This window comes from Anaerorhabdus furcosa (genome assembly GCF_900167375.1).
Taxonomy (GTDB): Bacteria; Bacillota_I; Bacilli_A; order Erysipelotrichales; family Erysipelotrichaceae; genus Anaerorhabdus; species Anaerorhabdus furcosa.
In genome coordinates this window covers 133,105-149,668 of record NZ_FUWY01000004.1, presented here as the reverse complement: position 1 = coordinate 149,668, position 16,564 = coordinate 133,105, and the positions used below count along the sequence as shown (strand labels likewise).

At 32.8% G+C, this 16,564-nt stretch carries 15 protein-coding genes and 1 other RNA gene; all 16 read left to right on the top strand.

Translation table 11 applies throughout. The annotated features are described in order from the left end of the window. The first annotated feature begins 17 nt into the window (after positions 1–17). The 16 genes from topA (at position 18) to B5D14_RS07490 (ending at position 16,513) form a co-directional block, all read left to right on the top strand. A complete protein-coding gene (gene topA / locus B5D14_RS07565) occupies positions 18–2,039 on the top strand; it encodes a type I DNA topoisomerase (protein ID WP_078711996.1) in 2,022 nt (673 codons plus the stop codon). Beyond that, complete coding sequence (gene trmFO / locus B5D14_RS07560; RefSeq protein WP_078711995.1) at positions 2,036–3,343, top strand: methylenetetrahydrofolate--tRNA-(uracil(54)-C(5))-methyltransferase (FADH(2)-oxidizing) TrmFO; 1,308 nt, start codon at positions 2,036–2,038, stop codon at positions 3,341–3,343. The genes topA and trmFO overlap by 4 nt, the downstream gene beginning before the upstream one ends. Further along, positions 3,313–4,233: a site-specific tyrosine recombinase/integron integrase gene (gene xerA / locus B5D14_RS07555; RefSeq protein WP_078711994.1), complete on the top strand. Its 921-nt coding sequence runs from the start codon at positions 3,313–3,315 to the stop codon at positions 4,231–4,233. Before trmFO ends, xerA begins: the two co-directional genes overlap by 31 nt. 157 nt (positions 4,234–4,390) lie before the next feature. Next, entirely contained in the window at positions 4,391–5,440 is a 1,050-nt protein-coding gene (gene rpsB / locus B5D14_RS07550) for a 30S ribosomal protein S2 (protein WP_078711993.1), read from the top strand. Between the two features lie 2 nt (positions 5,441–5,442). After that, positions 5,443–6,330, top strand: a complete 888-nt coding sequence (gene tsf / locus B5D14_RS07545; RefSeq protein WP_078711992.1) for a translation elongation factor Ts — start codon at positions 5,443–5,445, stop codon at positions 6,328–6,330. 93 nt (positions 6,331–6,423) lie between these two features. Continuing rightward, entirely contained in the window at positions 6,424–7,110 is a 687-nt protein-coding gene (locus B5D14_RS07540; RefSeq protein ID WP_078711991.1) for an alpha/beta fold hydrolase, read from the top strand. Positions 7,111–7,210: 100 nt separating this feature from the next. Beyond that, entirely contained in the window at positions 7,211–9,742 is a 2,532-nt protein-coding gene (locus B5D14_RS07535; protein ID WP_078711990.1) for an FAD-dependent oxidoreductase, read from the top strand. 100 nt (positions 9,743–9,842) lie between these two features. Beyond that, positions 9,843–9,998 carry a rubredoxin gene (locus B5D14_RS07530; protein WP_078711989.1) on the top strand — a complete coding sequence of 52 codons (156 nt, stop codon included), beginning with the start codon at positions 9,843–9,845 and terminating at the stop codon, positions 9,996–9,998. A 163-nt stretch (positions 9,999–10,161) separates the two neighbouring features. Further along, the gene (locus B5D14_RS07525) at positions 10,162–11,814 is read left to right on the top strand and encodes a Na/Pi cotransporter family protein (RefSeq protein ID WP_078711988.1); all 1,653 of its coding nucleotides are present in this window, start codon (positions 10,162–10,164) and stop codon (positions 11,812–11,814) included. A 47-nt stretch (positions 11,815–11,861) separates the two neighbouring features. Then, positions 11,862–12,022, top strand: a non-coding RNA gene (ssrS, locus tag B5D14_RS07520) — 6S RNA. 66 nt (positions 12,023–12,088) lie between these two features. Then, a complete protein-coding gene (locus B5D14_RS07515) occupies positions 12,089–12,301 on the top strand; it encodes a YneF family protein (RefSeq protein ID WP_078711987.1) in 213 nt (70 codons plus the stop codon). A 71-nt stretch (positions 12,302–12,372) separates the two neighbouring features. Then, positions 12,373–13,074 (top strand): biosynthetic peptidoglycan transglycosylase, encoded by a 702-nt coding sequence (locus B5D14_RS07510; RefSeq protein WP_078711986.1) that lies wholly within the window; start codon positions 12,373–12,375, stop codon positions 13,072–13,074. 226 nt (positions 13,075–13,300) lie between these two features. Next, positions 13,301–14,014: a YveK family protein gene (locus B5D14_RS07505; protein ID WP_159443756.1), complete on the top strand. Its 714-nt coding sequence runs from the start codon at positions 13,301–13,303 to the stop codon at positions 14,012–14,014. After that, positions 14,007–14,720, top strand: coding sequence for a CpsD/CapB family tyrosine-protein kinase (locus B5D14_RS07500; protein WP_159443755.1), 714 nt, complete (start codon positions 14,007–14,009; stop codon positions 14,718–14,720). Before B5D14_RS07505 ends, B5D14_RS07500 begins: the two co-directional genes overlap by 8 nt. Continuing rightward, complete coding sequence (locus tag B5D14_RS07495) at positions 14,720–15,487, top strand: tyrosine-protein phosphatase (protein WP_078711983.1); 768 nt, start codon at positions 14,720–14,722, stop codon at positions 15,485–15,487. The genes B5D14_RS07500 and B5D14_RS07495 overlap by 1 nt, the downstream gene beginning before the upstream one ends. A 3-nt stretch (positions 15,488–15,490) precedes the next feature. After that, positions 15,491–16,513 (top strand): LCP family protein, encoded by a 1,023-nt coding sequence (locus B5D14_RS07490; RefSeq protein ID WP_078711982.1) that lies wholly within the window; start codon positions 15,491–15,493, stop codon positions 16,511–16,513. The last annotated feature ends 51 nt before the right edge of the window (positions 16,514–16,564 follow it).

Sequence of the window (16,564 nt, the reverse complement as noted above, 5' to 3'; positions counted from 1 at the left end):
ATTTCGAGGTGAAAAGTATGAAAAATTTAGTGATTGTGGAATCACCATCAAAGTCAAAAACAATTGAAAAATATTTAGGAAAGGATTTCGAAGTTGTCTCAAGTAAGGGACACATTCGTGATCTTGCAATAAAAGGAAAAGATGGACTCGGTGTCGATGTTGAAAATGATTTTGCACCTAGCTATTCTGTAAGTAAGGAAAAGAAGGATGTTGTAAAAGATTTAAAGGCTCGTGCTAAAAAAGTAGATCAAGTCTATCTTGCAACTGACCCGGACCGTGAGGGAGAAGCAATTTCATGGCATCTTGCACAAGTATTAGGATTAGATGTGGATGATGTCAATCGTGTTGTTTTCAATGAAATCACAAAAGATGCCGTATTGGGTGCTTTTGATCATCCTCGTACCATTGATATGGGGCTTGTGCGTTCACAAGAAACTCGTCGTATCTTAGACCGTATCATTGGATTTAAATTATCAAAACTATTGAAAAATAAAATTAAGAGTAAATCTGCAGGTAGAGTTCAATCTGTTGCTTTAAAATTGATTGTAGATAGAGAAAAAGAAATCAAAGCATTTATTCCAGAAGAGTATTGGACACTGGATGCTATCTTTAATAAGGATGGTAAAGAATTCAATGCGAGCTTAGCTAAGATAAATGGCAAGAAAGCAGAACTTAAAAATGAAGTTGATGCAAAAGCTGCTTATGAAGCATGTCTTGGTGAATTTGAAATAACCAACGTTAAGAAACAAGTACGTAAGAAAGAACCAAAACTACCTTTTATTACTTCTACTCTTCAACAAGAAGCATCAACTAAGTTAGGATTTAGTGCAAAACGAACTATGTCAATTGCACAAAGACTTTATGAAGGGATTGAATTAAAAAGTAGTACAGAGGGGTTAATTACTTATATGCGTACCGATAGTACTCGTTTAAGTGATGTATTTATTAAAGCAGCTCACGAAAAAATCGTAGATGATTTTGGTAAGGATTATTTAGGAAACTATAAAGTTAAGAATGATGAAAACAGTCAAGATGCCCATGAAGGGATTCGTCCAACTAATTTAGCGAATACGCCAGAAGAAGTGAAAGACTATTTAAGTGCAGAACAATATAAACTTTATAAAATGATTTATGCTAGAGCACTAGCATCTTTAATGGCACCTGCAAAAACAAATACAGTTGCGGTTACCTTATCACAAAATAAACATGATTTTACTGCCAATGGAACAGAGCTGGCATTTGATGGTTATTTGGCTGTTTATTCTGATTATGAATCAAGTAAAGATGTAATTTTACCAGAACTAAATGAAAAAGAAACAATGAATGCAAAAGAATTAAAAAGCAATCAACACTTTACTGAGCCACCACTTCGTTACAGTGAAGCTCGTTTAATTAAACAAATGGAAGAAGAAGGTATTGGTAGACCAAGTACTTATTCAATGATCATTGATACGATTCAAGCTAGAGGTTATGTAAGTTTAGAAAAAAGTACAGAAACATCAAAGACGAAAGTATTCTTCCCAACAGAGCAAGGTGAGTTAACAACTGAGAAATTAGATCAGTATTTTAATGACATCATTAATGTTAAATATACAGCACAAATGGAAAGTGAATTAGATGGAATTGCTGATGGGGAAACAGATTATGTTAAATCATTAAGAGATTTCTATAATCGTTTTGAACCACTTGTAGATCATGCATATGAAAATATGGAAAAGATCGAAGCTGAAAAAGTGGGTGAAGCATGTCCAGAGTGTGGAAATGATTTAGTTTATCGTGTAGGTCGTTTTGGTAAATTTATTTCATGTAGTACTTTCCCTGAGTGTAAATATACACGTAAGATTGAACAACCTGAAAAAGAAAAACCAGAACCATCAGGTAAAATGTGCCCAGAGTGTGGTGCAGAATTATTAAAACGCAAAAGTCGTTATGGTAATTACTTCTTAGGATGTAGTAATTTTCCTAAATGTAAACATATTGAAAACATTGAAGGTGAAGAAGCGCCTAAGTTTAGAAGAAAGGCAGCAAAGAAAAAATGAGTGATGTAACTGTAGTTGGAGCAGGACTTGCAGGATGTGAAGCATCTTGGCATTTAGCAAATCAAGGTTTTAAAGTGAAACTCGTTGAAATGCGTCCAAAGAAAATGACACCTGCTCATAAAACAGAAAAATTTGCAGAACTTGTATGTTCAAATTCATTGCGCAGTGATGCATTAACCAATGCAGTTGGTTTACTGAAGCAAGAAATGAGAATGTGCAATTCTTTAATTATGAAAATTGCAGATGAAACAAAACTTCCTGCTGGAAGTGCATTGGCGGTTGATCGTGAAGAGTTTTCTCGTCGTGTTAGTGAAGAAATACATAATCATCCAAACATTGAAGTAGTCATGGATGAAATCATAGAAATACCAGAGGGTCCTTGTATTTTAGCAAGTGGACCACTTACTAGTGAACCATTATCGAAAAGTATTCAAGCTTTCTTAGAATCTGCGCAATTTTACTTTTATGATGCAGCAGCGCCTATTATTGAAAAAGAGAGTATTGATTTTTCTAAGGCATATTTTAAATCACGTTATGATAAAGGTGAAGCTGACTATATCAATTGTCCAATGACAAGAGATGAGTTTGATGCTTTTTATCGTGAATTAATACAAGCACAAACAGTACCAATTAAAGAATTTGAAGAAGAAGTATACTTTGAAGGATGTATGCCATTTGAAGTAATGGCTAAAAGAGGAATGCAAACATTACTTTTTGGTCCAATGAAACCAGTAGGACTTGAACACAATGGAGTTCGTCCTTATGCAGTGGTTCAACTTAGACAAGATAATGCAGTTGCCTCTCTTTATAATGTTGTTGGATTTCAAACTCATTTAACTTGGCCTGAGCAAAAAAGAATTTTAAATATGATTCCTGGTTTGGAAAATTGTCAAATTGTACGTTATGGTGTCATGCATCGTAACTCATTTATAAATTCGCCAGTATGTTTAAAAGAAACTTATCAATCTATAAAAAGAGATGATTTGTTTTTTGCAGGACAAATGACTGGAGTTGAAGGTTATGTTGAAAGTGCTGCGTCGGGATTGCTTGCAGGAATCAACATGGCTCAAGTATTAAAGAAACAAGAACCAGTCATCTTGGGAAACAAATGCATGATGGGGGCAATGGTGCACTATATTACTCATGCTGATGCAAAACATTTTCAACCAATGAATGCGAACTTTGGTATACTTAGATTAGAAGGAGACTTTAAGAAAAAAGATAAGAAGGATGCCTATGCACCTCAAGCTCTTAAAGTACTACAAGATAAGTTATGCGAAGTGATACCCTTGATCAAAGTTTAGATCAATTCTTAAATTATATAAAAATGAGTAAATCAGGCTCAAGTAAAACAGAAGATGCTTATCGTAGAGACATCAACCGTTTTATTGAATACTTGATTAGTTTAGATGTGTCTTCTTTTGAAGATGTAACCAAAGAGATTGTAATGGATTATGTTGCACTACTTAGAAATGGTAAAATTGGTGGCAGGAAAGTTACCAACTCAAGTATTTCTAGAGTGTATTCTTCTTTGCGGTCTTTTTTTCGTTACTTGAATCGCTATGAAAATATTGAAAACAATCCAGTGCAAGGATTTAAAAATCCAAAGACGAGCAAGAAGTTGCCAGATTTCTTAACACTGGATCAAGTGCTAGATATTCTTTCGAGCTTTGATATAAGAGATCCTGGAAGTTTGCGTGATCGAGCAATCCTTGAAACTATCTATGCTTGTGGCTTACGTGTAAGTGAAGCAACTACACTTAAAGTAAATGATGTCCATTTTGATCAAGAAGTTTTAATTGTACTTGGAAAAGGAAATAAAGAGAGAATGATTCCTTTTTATCCTAAATGTGGCAGATTACTAAAAAAATATATTCAAGAAGCGCGTAGTCAATTTATCAAAGAGGAACATGGTTATCTTTTTGTTTCAAAGAGTGGTAAACCAGTTTCAAATCGATATGTACAATACATGTTGAAGGATGCTGGGGATCGTTGTGGTATTCCTTTGGAGCTTCATCCCCACATGTTAAGGCACTCTTTTGCAACGCATTTGCTTGATAATGGTGCAGATTTGAGGGTTGTACAAGAACTCTTGGGACATGAAAATTTAGCAACTACTCAAATTTATACCCATATTACGGTAGATCGTTTGAAGAAAGTTGTTAAGATGTCACATCCGCGGTCTAGAAAATAACAAAATCCCTTGTAATTAAAGGGATTTTATGCTATATTATACCTCGGCACGACAGTGCTTAATTCACACATCATGGATTCATTGACTCCGTGCTCAAGTTAGAGTTGTCAATGTTAGAAATGGTGGAGGAAAACAACGGAAGGTGAGGAAAATTAAAATGTCAGTTGTTTCAATGAGAAAGTTATTAGAAAATGGTGTTCATTTCGGACATCAAACACGTAGATGGAATCCTAAGATGAAACCATATATCTACACAGCAAAGAATGGGGTACACATTATCGACTTAGCACAAACACAAACTATGTTAGATGATGCTTATGCAGCAATGAAGGATATCACTGAAAAAGGTGGTAAAGTATTATTCGTTGGTACAAAGAAACAAGCTCAAACTCCAATTCTTGAAGAAGCTTTACGTTCAGGTTCATTCTATGTAAACCAAAGATGGTTGGGAGGAATTTTAACAAACTTCCGTACAATTCAAAAATCAATCAAAGGTTTATTAGAAATTGAAGAAATGGATGCAAATGGAACAATTAATTTATATCCAAAGAAAGAAATCGCATTAATGCGTAAAAAACAAACTCGTCTAGAAAACTTCTTAGGCGGAATTAAAGAAATGAAGAAACTTCCAGATGCATTGTTCGTAGTAGATCCTACTGAAGAACACAATGCAGTTGCAGAAGCTAAAAAATTAGGCATCCCTGTATTTGGTCTTATCGATACAAATGCTGATCCTGATATGTTGGATTACCCAATTGTTTCTAATGATGATGCTATTCGTGCAGTTAAATTAATGATTGGACTTATGGCTGATGCTATCGTTGAAGCTAAGGGTGGTTTATTAACAGTTGCATATCAAGAAGATATGTCAGTTGAAGATATCACAATGAAAGATGTTATCATCAATGTTGAACAACAAGCTGAAGAAAATGAAAAACGTCGTCGTCAAAGAATGGAAGAACGCCGTCCTAGAGATGGTCAAAACCGTCGTCAATTCGGTGAACGTCGCTCATTTACTAAAAGAGAAAATATAGAAGAAGCTCCAAAAACTGAAGCAGCACCTGTAGCAGCAACTGCTCCAGAAGCTGAAGAAGCAAAACCAAAAAGAGCTCCTAAAAAAGTAGCTGAAGAAGCTGCAGTAGAGGGTGAAGCAAAACCTAAAAGAGCTCCTAGAAAAAAAGTAGAAGAAACTAAGGAGGCAGAATAAACATGGCAATTACTGCTGCACAAGTAAAAGAATTAAGAGAAATTACTGGCGCTGGAATGATGGATTGCAAAAAAGCACTTACTGAGTGTGATGGCGATATCCAAAAATCTATCGACTGGTTACGTGAAAAAGGAATTTCTAAAGCAGCAAAGAAAGCTGATCGTATTGCTGCTGAAGGATTATCAAAAGTTATCGTTGATGGAAACAAAGCTTGCTTAGTGGAAATTAACTCAGAAACAGATTTCGTTGCTAAGAATGATCAATTCTTAGATTTATTAAATACAACTACTGAAACATTATTAAATGCTGGTGTTACTACTTTAGAAGAAGCAAATAAGCTTTCTATGAAAGGTAAAACAGTTGAAGAATGTTTTGTAGATGCTACAGCTACAATTGGAGAAAAAATTACTCTTCGTCGTTTCGTAGTATTAACTAAAAACGATAGTGATATCTTTGGTTCATACATCCATATGGGTGGAAAAATCAGTGCATGTGTTGTATTAAAAGACAGTACAAATGCTGAAGTTGCTAAAGATATGGCAATGCAAGTTGCATCAATGAGCCCAAGCTATGTTTCAAGAGCTCATATGCCTGCAGAAATCGTTGAACATGAACGTTCAATCCAAGAAGAAATCATGAAAAATGATGAATCTTTAAAAGGAAAACCTGAAAAAGTATTACAAGGAATCGTTGAAGGTCGTGTAAGCAAATCACTACAAGAAATGAGTTTAGTTGATCAAATCTTCTTCAAAGATCAAGACAAAAAAGTTGGTCAAGTTTTAAAAGAAGCTAACACTGAAGTAGTTGAATTCGTTCGCTATGCTGTAGGTGAAGGTATTGAGAAACGTGAAGAAAACTTTGCTGAAGAAGTAGCAAAAATCGGAGCTTAATTCAAAGATATGAATCCCATCATTTGATGGGATTTTTTTTGTATTCATGATGATTCATGGTGATATAATGAATTTAGTTATGAGGAGGATTATATGATAAAACTCTATTCTAAAACAAAAGGAGAGGGTAAAGTATTCATTCTATTACATGGTAACAATGAAGATAGTAGTTATTTTAATTACCAAGTGGAATACTTTAGTCAACGATATAAAGTAATTACGATTGATACAAGAGGTCATGGTTTGTCACCAAGAGGTACTAAACCATTTACAATAAGACAGTTTGTTGAGGATTTATATGACTATGTTACTGTAAATAAGATTGATAAATTCCATTTGTTAGGATTTTCAGATGGTGGTAATATTGCACTTCTTTTTGCTGCAAAGTATCCCCATGTCGTAGATAAGTTAATCATCAATGGTGCTAATTTGAATACTGGAGGGGTTAAACTACGATTTCAGATTCCAACAACACTACAATACAATTGGTATAAACTCTATTCAAGGGTTAATAAAAAAGCAATATCAACCTATGAGATGGTACGCTTAATGGTAAAAGATCCAAACATACACATAGAAGAGTTAAAGAAGATAAAAGCGAAGACACTGGTGATTGCAGGTTCTAAGGATGATATTAAAGAGAGTCATACACAATTGATAGCTGAAATGATTCAAGATAGCCAACTTAAAATCATTCCAGGAGATCATTTTATAGCACAAAAAAATCCAGAATTATTTAATAAAGTGGTGGATGAATTTATAGAAAATAAGTTGGTTTAAATGGTTAGTTTTTACGAACTAAAAAATAGTGGTTAAGAAGAAGAGTAAATCTGTTGCAACCAATATTTAGAAGGAATAAGATATCATTGGAGGGATACATATGAAAACATTATCACTAAAAAAAGGAATTACTTGGACGGGGGTACTTGATCCGGAACTAAAAATATTTGACATCATTATGGAAACTAAGTTTGGAACTACATACAACTCTTATTTAGTTGAAGGTAGTGAAAAAATTGCATTGATAGAAACTGCAAAATTAAATTTCTTTGAAGATTATTTATCAACACTAAAATCATTAATAGATATTTCAAAAATTAATTATATTGTACTGAATCACACTGAACCTGATCATACAGGAAGCTTAGAAAAATTAATTGAGATTAATCCAAACATTATTATTGTTGCAACACCAGTTGCTATTGGATTCTTGAAAGAAATTATGAATCGTGATTTTTACAGTTTACCCGTTAAAGAAGGGGATACTTTATCACTAGGTGATAAGACACTTTATTTTATGCCATTACCAAATCTTCATTGGCCAGATACAATGTTTACCTACATTAATGAAGATAAGACTTTATTTACATGTGATTCTTTTGGTGCACACTACAGTTTTGAAGATGTTTTAAGAAGCAAGGTAACTAATGAAGAAGATTACCAAGAAGCACTTAAATATTATTTTGATAATATTATTGGACCATTTAAGAATCCATTCATGGTTAAGGGTTTAAACCGTATTCAAGATTTAGAGATTGATATGATTTGTACGGGACATGGACCTGTTTTAGATACCAAGATTGATGAAATTATGAAGACGTATAGAACATGGTGTGAAGCGAAGAACCCAAATGTTAGAAAAACCGTGATCATTCCATATGTTAGTGCTTATGGCTACACGGAACAACTTGCGAATAAGATTAAAGAGGGTATTAAGGCAAGTGGAACGGTAGATGTACGACTTTATGATATGAATCATTCTGATAAAGCAAAAGTGCTTGAAGAGATAGGGTATGCAGATGGTATCTTGTTTGGTACACCAACTATAGTTGGTGAAGCATTAGAACCTATCTGGGAGCTAGCGATTTCTCTTCATGGACCTGTTCATGGTGGTAAACTTGCAAGTGCTTTTGGAAGCTATGGTTGGAGTGGTGAAGGTGTTCCGCACATTATTGAGCGTTTGAAACAAGTTCGTTTAAAAGTAGTAGATGGTTTTAGAATTCGTTTTAAACCAAGTGAAGCAAATCTGGTTGAAGCATACGACTTTGGATATAACTTTGGTTGTGTACTTTTAGATAAAAAAAATGAAAAATTAGAACCAAAGAAAAGTGGTAAAGTTAAATGTATGATTTGTGGTGCGATTTTGGATGATACAGAAGATATTTGCCCAGTATGTGGTGTAGGGAAAGAAAACTTTATAGCAGTGGAAGATTTAACTTTAACCCATCACCACGATACGAAAGAACATTTTGTTATCTTAGGTGGTGGTGTAGCTGCATACAACGCTGCACGTGAAATTCGTTTTAGAAATGATACTTGCAAGATTACGATGATATCAGAGGAAGCATATTTACCATATAATCGGCCAATGTTGACTAAAGCATTACTTGCAAACTTTACAGAAAACCAAATGGCAATTGAAAAAGCAGAATGGTATAAAAATAATAAAATAGATTTAAGATTAAATACAAAAGTAGTTAGCTTAGATCCAAATAAAAAAGAAGTTACCTTAAATCAAGGTGAAGTGATTACTTATGACAAATGTATTTATGCACTTGGATCAACCTCATTTGTACCCCCAATTGAAGGAAGTACACTTCAAGAGGTAATTTCAATTCGCAGCGTAAGTGATGTAAAACGTATTACTGAATTATTACCAAACACTAAAAATGTTGTAGTAATTGGTGGAGGAGTTCTAGGACTTGAGGCTGCATGGGAGATGCATAAATCAAAATGCCATGTAACTGTATTGGAATTATTACCACACTTAATGCCACGCCAACTTGATGAAGGTGCTTCCAATGTTTTACGTAACGTATTGCAAAAGAATGGTTTAGATCTACATACAAGTGTAAAGATAAAGAAAATCTTAGGAACAACAAAAGTTGAAGGTATTGAATTAGAAGATGGAATAGTAATTCCTGCGGATCTTGTTCTTATATCTGCTGGAGTACGTGCAAATACGAAAATTGCTCAAGATGCAGGTATTGAAGTCAATCGTGCAATTGTAGTCAATGATCATATGGAAACAAGTAATAAGGATATTTATGCAGCAGGAGATTGCGCAGAGTTTGATCAAATTAATTATTCTCTTTGGTCAGAAGCAGTTGAAATGGGAAAAGTTGCTGGTGCTAATGCAGCAGGAGATGATAAAGCGTATACAACTGTTTTAGGAGCATTATCTTTCTTTGGATTGAATACAAATTTATACGCAATAGGTGATACTGGGAAAAATCCAAATATTCAATATAAAACGGTAGAAGTTAGTGACTCACAAAAAGGAACTTATGAAAAATTGTATTTCGCAAACAACTTAATTTGTGGATTTATCTTGCTAGGCGATTTAAAGAAGATGAAGGAATTAACAAATGCATATCTTGCGAAAGCATCATTCGCAGATGTGTTGAAATAAGTGAAAGCTCATATTTATTCAATTTCTTAATGATACAGTGTACTTTGCTTTACAAATAGTTCAAAAAGTAGGAAACTATAAGTAATAAGGAGGGTTAATCATGGATAAATATCAATGCCCATGCGGTTATATTTATGACCCAGCAGTAGGCGACGAAGCTAATGGAATAAATCCTGGAACAGCATTTGCAGATTTACCTGCAGACTGGGTTTGTCCAGTATGTGGAGCACCAAAGGACGTTTTTGAAAAAATTTAGTATAGAAGATTAACTTCTAATTAAAAACTCTCTATCTAGGGAGTTTTTAATTTAGCTAAAATAAAGATTGTTAAATCTATGTAAAGTCTTTTGTAAAGTCTTTGTAAAGTTAATGTAAAGTGTTAGAATTGTTGTGGATATAGAATATATTTGAGGGATAAATATGGGAATAGGGAATGTTATAAGTTTACTTGGTGGGCTAGCGCTCTTTTTATATGGTATGCACATGATGAGTACCAATTTGGAAGGTATAGCTGGAAATAAACTAAAAGGTATCTTAGAAAAACTTACTGCTAATCGTTTCCTTGGTGTTGCAGTTGGAGCTGGTATAACGGCTTTAATTCAATCTTCTAGTGCAACGACTGTCATGGTAGTAAGTTTTGTTAATTCAGGTTTAATGACACTACAACAAACTGTTTGGATTATCATGGGTGCAAATATCGGTACTACAATAACAGGACAGTTAATTGCACTTGATGTAGGTATGATTGCACCGCTCATTGCTTTTGCAGGGGTTGTTATGATCATGTTTTGCAAGAGTAAGAAACTTGGTTTTATTGGTGGAATTATTGCTGGATTAGGTATTTTATTTATTGGTATGGGAATCATGAGTGATTCAATGTTACCACTTCGAGATTCACCAGCTTTTATTAGTTTAATGACAACATTCAAAAATCCTTTCTTTGGAATTTTAGCAGGGGCTCTTTTTACAGCTGTCATTCAATCCTCATCTGCCTCAGTTGGAATATTACAAGCTTTGGCTATGAGCGGCTTAATTGGTTTAGATAGTGCTGTTTATGTTTTATTCGGTCAAAACATAGGAACATGTATTACGGCTGTGCTTGCATCGATAGGAACCAATAGAAATGCCAAGCGAACAACGATTATTCACTTGTTATTTAATATTATAGGAACAGTGATATTTGTTGTTATTTGTATGAACACACCATTTGTACCTTTCATGGAGTCATTTACACCAAACAATGCTGCAGCACAAATTGCAAATGTGCACACAGTATTCAATATAGCAACAACCTTACTCTTGCTTCCATTTGGTAATTATCTTGCAAAACTAGCAATTATGATTTTACCTGATAAGAAATCTGAAACAGTGGAAGATGAAGATAAGTGGTTGGATGAAATTATGAATAGTAATTATGTACTAGGAACATCAATTCTTGCAATTCATTACATTGGGCAAGAGGTTGGCGATATGTTTAAACTTGTACGCAATAATATTGATAATGGGTTTGATTTATTATCAAAATATGATGCTAAGGTATTTGACTCAGTAAAAGAGAATGAAGATAAGATTGATAAATTGAATTATAGTGTTTCTAAAAAGATATCAAAAGTATTATCTATTGAACAATCTTATAAAGAAGTGAAAGTACTTAATGATTATTTTAGAGCTCTAACAAATTTAGAACGTATAGGTGATCATGCAATGAATTTTGCAGAATATGCTCAAACAATAAGTGAAAACAATTGGGACATTACAAAAGAAGCAACTTCAGAAATTATTGAAATGAAAAAAGATTGTTTAGAAGGTTTGAACTTATTTACTGAGGATATTCATAAAGATGCACTTCTTATCAAAGCGGGGCAAATTGAACAAATTATTGATGATAACACATCACTGTTTAGAACAAATCAAATTCAAAGAATGAATAGCCAAAAATGTCAAATTGAGTCTGCTATTCTTTACTCAGAATTATTATCAGATTATGAACGTATTGGAGATCATATTTTAAATCTTGCAGAATTGCATTCAAGTTTAAAAGAATTTAGAGAAGAATTAAGGCAAGGGGATTGATGATTAAAAGTCAATTCCTTTCTTTTCGATTTTCTTGTGCTATAATGAAGTCCCAAAAGGGAACACATATATTTCCTACATAGTGATATAAGGGAATTCAGATGTCTAGTAGTTGTGTGAAAGCTTAATACGATTAAGAATCCTAAAATTAGTAGCAGAATACCCACCTGTACTTAACAGGGATAAATATCAACCCTTTTGGGCTTATATAGTTGTAAAATGGTGTTAAACCAGTTAAAATAATAGAGTAAATTAATTGAAGGTGGTGGAAGTTATGAATATGTTTTGGGCATCAGTATCAAGTTTAGTAGTTGGATTACTTATTGGTGGTGGATTGGGTTTCTATTTCACTCGTCGTACTTTTGAAAAACAAATGAAGGAAAATCCTCCTGTAAGCGAAAAAATGATTCGTGCAATGTTTATGCAAATGGGACGTAAACCATCAGAAGCACAAATTCGTGCTGTTATGAAATCAATGGGTCAATAAAAAAGGGATATCCCTTTTTTTTATTGTCTGTGTAGGTTATAATTCTAATGGAATATTCGACAAGGAGTATTATGAAACTATTTAAGAGAATGCTATTAATTATATTGATTCTAGGGCTTGCAATTGGAGGCTTTTTTACCTTGGAAGGATATAATCGCTATAAAGAAGCAATAAAAGAACTTCCATTAGCAATTGCAGTAAGTAATATTCAAAGCGATCCAACCTATGTTTCCTTTGCTGAAATAGATTCTGATTTTGTAGATGCTTTGATAGCGATAGAAGACCATCGTTTCTTTGAACGAAAAGGTGTTGATGTTGTTGCGATTGGAAGAGCATTAGTGGCGAATCTAGTATCAAAAGAAATTCAACAAGGTGGTAGCACTATTACTCAACAAGTAGCGAAAAATATTTATTTTAGCAATAAGCCTTCATTTACAAGAAAGATAGCTGAAGTATTCTTTGTATGGGATTTAGAAGATCATTATACCAAAGAAGAAATTTTTGCAATGTATGCAAATATTATCTATTATGGTGATGGCTACTACGGTATTAAACAGGCAGCAAAAGGATATTTTGACAAAGCACCAAATGATTTGACTTTATACGAAGCAACAATGTTAGCGGGCTTCCCACAATCACCTAGTAGATTTCAATTGAGTAACGGTTATGAATTAATCAATAAAAGGCAATCACAGATTTTGAATGCAATGGTTGAGTATGGTTATATCAATAATAGTCAGAGAGAAGAAGTTCTTTTACAACAAGTGAAATAAGGAGCTCAATGAGAGCTTAAGCGTCTTATTCGCGATAGATATATTACATTAAATATGCTATACATTACATATAACTAAATAAAAATATTGGATGATATATAATAAATATGCTCAAATTGATAATAAAATTATCACATTTGAAATATTAAGAAGACTGATTTATATATATCATCTTTTTATTTTGTTTAAGGAAAGATTTATTAACTTAGTTGGGGGAGGATTAATTGTGGAAGATAATTATATGGAAATTGATTTAGTCAAAATTTGGGAAGCCTTTAAAAGAGTTTGGGTTGGATGTGTGGTGGTATGTATTGCTTCATTAGCATTATCATTTTTAATAACCAATTTTCTAATTACTCCAAAGTATAAGGCAACAGGAAAAATTATTGTAGTTCAAAGAAGTGATGCGCAGAATTCGCAATTAAATATCAATGATGTTAATGTCAGTCAAAAACTTGTTACAACTTATTCTGAAATTTTATTGAGTGAAAGAATTAGTGATCTAGTATTAGAAAAACTACAACTTGATTTCTCTTCAAATGAGTATAAGGAAATGGTTAAAGTAGGTGCTGCAAGTAATACAGAAGTTATTAATATTTCAGTTGTATCTCCAGATGCTCAAGAAGCAACCAATATGGTAAATACTATTATTGATGTTTTCCAAAATGAAATCTATGACATTATGAATGTGGAAAATGTTAGTGTTCTCAATGAAGCTAAACTTCCTGAATATCAAGATAGCCCAAGCTTAATAAAAAACATGTTAATTGGTCTTGTAATTGGTATTATGCTGAGCGGAATTATAGTCTTTGTTTATGTTTTTAGGGATACAACAATCAAATCTGAACAAGAATTCAAAGATGCTCTAGGATATCCAATAATTGGAGTTATTCCGGATTTTGGAGATGAGATGGCTAGATTGGAGAAATCAAATGACTAATGTTGAAAATAAGATGTTGAAAGATTTAATTTCAATTTATGATAGCAGCAACCCAGCAACAGAAGCATATCGTGCTTTGCGTACAAATATAATGTACAAAAACTTTGATGCACCAATAAAGGTCATTAACATAACAAGTGCTACACAAGGAGAAGGAAAAAGTACAACCTGTTTGAATTTAGCAGTTGTTTTTTCTCAACTGAATAAGAAAGTCCTGGTCATGGATTTAGATTTAAGAATTCCTACGATTCATAAAAAATTACGCATACGAAATACAATGGGGATTACTGATTTATTAAATGGACGAGCAACAGTCGATAATGTTGTTAAACCTGTGTTCAAGAATATTGATGTCATAACGACAGGAACTAAAATCATTTATCATTCAGAGTTTATTCAATCAACAGCATTAATGAATTTTATAGAAAGAATGAAAGATGAATACGATATTATTTTACTTGATTGTCCGCCTGTTGGTATTGTAACGGATGCGTTGATTGTTAGTAAATATAGTGATGGAACTATATTAGTTTGCGAGTCAGACAAAAACGATAAAAAAACATTAATAAGAGTAAAATATCAATTTGATGAAGTCGAAAGTAAGGTTCTCGGGGTTGTCATCACAAAAGCAGATTTTGGAAAGAAATATTATTCGCATTATAATTATCAATATCAACCAAAAGCGAGAAAAAGGAAGAAGAAATAATGATTGATATTCATACGCATTTGATACCTAACATAGATGATGGGTGTAAAAGCATTGAAGAATCTAGAGAACTATTACTTGATGCGGTAAAGATGGAAATAACAGACATTATCTGTACACCTCATTTTATAGAAAATGGAAATTATAAATTCGAATATAAAATGACCCAGGTTTTATTCGATCATTTTCAAGATCAAATTCTAGATATTCCAATTACAGTTCACTTAGGAAATGAAATTTACTACAACAATCAAAGCTTAGTTGATATGTTAGAAAATAAAGTTGTACACACATTGGCAGGTAGTGCTTATTATCTATTTGAACTAAATTTTACAAGCTTCAACAAAGATATCATTGGAGAGATGTATGATAGTAATATTTCTGGTTATCATCCAATACTTGCCCATCCAGAACGATATAAATTTATTCAAGAGAAAATAGATATCGTGAATGATTTTATTAAAGAAGGGTGTTACATTCAAGTTAATGCGAGTAGTATATTGGGATACAATGGCAGAGATGCAAAGAAAACTGCTATAACTCTATTAGAAAATAATCTAGTACATATTATATCAAGTGATGCGCATAGTAAGAATAGAAGAATAGATTTAGATGAAGCATATGATTTTGTTTTAGATAGCTATGGAAAAGATATTGCTGATTTATTAATGAGTGATAATCCGAAACGAATTATCATGAATCAAAAACTACTATCTACTAATTTAGAAATAAAAAAGAAAAGTGTATTTAGCATTTTTAGAAAGTAATGTATGAAAAAAAGAAAATACAACATTAAAAATATTGTCATATTAATCACAATTATTATTTTATCAACAATACTTGCAGGAGCATTGTTAGCTAATGTCTATGTGGATTCATTATTATCTCGAATGAATCAAACAAAAAGAGTTGATGATTCACAACTAGCTATCGATGAAACTGTAAAAGAACAAAAAAAAGCGTATAAAGTTGTCAATTTTGCTTTATTTGGCACAGATAATGACGGCAACAAAACAGATACAGATCGTTCTGATGCAATTAAGGTTATCTCGCTTAACTATGATTTAAAAAACATTTCGATTACATCGCTTCAAAGAGATATGATGATTGTTTTAGCTGATGAATCCAATGATTTTGATAAAATAAATCATGCATACTGGTATGGTGGTGCAAATCTTGCAATGGCAACAATTAACTATAATTTTGATTTAGATATTAATCGTTATGTAACGCTTAGCTTCAGTTCGTTGGAGAAAATAGTTGATATTGTAGGTGGCGTAGAAATTGAGTTAAGTGGACCTGAGGCAGGATGGATTCATATGGGATCGGGAAACCAAACTTTAAGTGGTAAGAAAGCATTGGAATATGCACGTATTCGAAAAATTGATAGTGATTACAGCAGAATGGATCGGCAGACTAAAGTTATCATCGCTGTAATTAATAAAATAAAATCTAAAAATGTATTAGAAATTCTAGATATCGTTAACAAGGTATTACCTTATGTAGAAACAAACTTATCAACAAATGAAATCAAAGATTACTTAACAGATATTCTTTCGTTTAATCTAACAAATATAAATCAATATCATGTTCCTAATGATGACTTTAACGATACAAATTCTCGTACATATAAAGGATATAATCCTGTATATCAGTTAAGAAGTTATGAAGAGCAAGTGAAAAAGATCCACAAAGATATTTATGGAATTGATGATTACCATGTTAGTCAAAATGTAGTGACTAATGAGCAAAGAATCATTGATACCTTTGGAGAATTTGTAAGCCCAAATTAATTAGTAAAGCGATATTAAAATCGATTGAGAATGTACTTTGCTTATATGTAC

Bases quoted from the DNA above. Each gene is read 5' to 3' on its own strand.
- tsf (WP_078711992.1), top strand. From the start codon at position 5,443: ATGGCAATTACTGCTGCACAAGTAAAAGAATTAAGAGAAATTACTGGC.
- B5D14_RS07515 (WP_078711987.1), top strand. From the start codon at position 12,089: ATGAATATGTTTTGGGCATCAGTATCAAGTTTAGTAGTTGGATTACTT.
- topA (WP_078711996.1), top strand. From the start codon at position 18: ATGAAAAATTTAGTGATTGTGGAATCACCATCAAAGTCAAAAACAATT.
- B5D14_RS07535 (WP_078711990.1), top strand. From the start codon at position 7,211: ATGAAAACATTATCACTAAAAAAAGGAATTACTTGGACGGGGGTACTT.
- rpsB (WP_078711993.1), top strand. From the start codon at position 4,391: ATGTCAGTTGTTTCAATGAGAAAGTTATTAGAAAATGGTGTTCATTTC.
- B5D14_RS07530 (WP_078711989.1), top strand. From the start codon at position 9,843: ATGGATAAATATCAATGCCCATGCGGTTATATTTATGACCCAGCAGTA.
- xerA (WP_078711994.1), top strand. From the start codon at position 3,313: ATGCGAAGTGATACCCTTGATCAAAGTTTAGATCAATTCTTAAATTAT.
- B5D14_RS07495 (WP_078711983.1), top strand. From the start codon at position 14,720: ATGATTGATATTCATACGCATTTGATACCTAACATAGATGATGGGTGT.
- B5D14_RS07540 (WP_078711991.1), top strand. From the start codon at position 6,424: ATGATAAAACTCTATTCTAAAACAAAAGGAGAGGGTAAAGTATTCATT.
- trmFO (WP_078711995.1), top strand. From the start codon at position 2,036: ATGAGTGATGTAACTGTAGTTGGAGCAGGACTTGCAGGATGTGAAGCA.
- B5D14_RS07500 (WP_159443755.1), top strand. From the start codon at position 14,007: ATGACTAATGTTGAAAATAAGATGTTGAAAGATTTAATTTCAATTTAT.
- B5D14_RS07510 (WP_078711986.1), top strand. From the start codon at position 12,373: ATGAAACTATTTAAGAGAATGCTATTAATTATATTGATTCTAGGGCTT.
- B5D14_RS07490 (WP_078711982.1), top strand. From the start codon at position 15,491: ATGAAAAAAAGAAAATACAACATTAAAAATATTGTCATATTAATCACA.
- B5D14_RS07525 (WP_078711988.1), top strand. From the start codon at position 10,162: ATGGGAATAGGGAATGTTATAAGTTTACTTGGTGGGCTAGCGCTCTTT.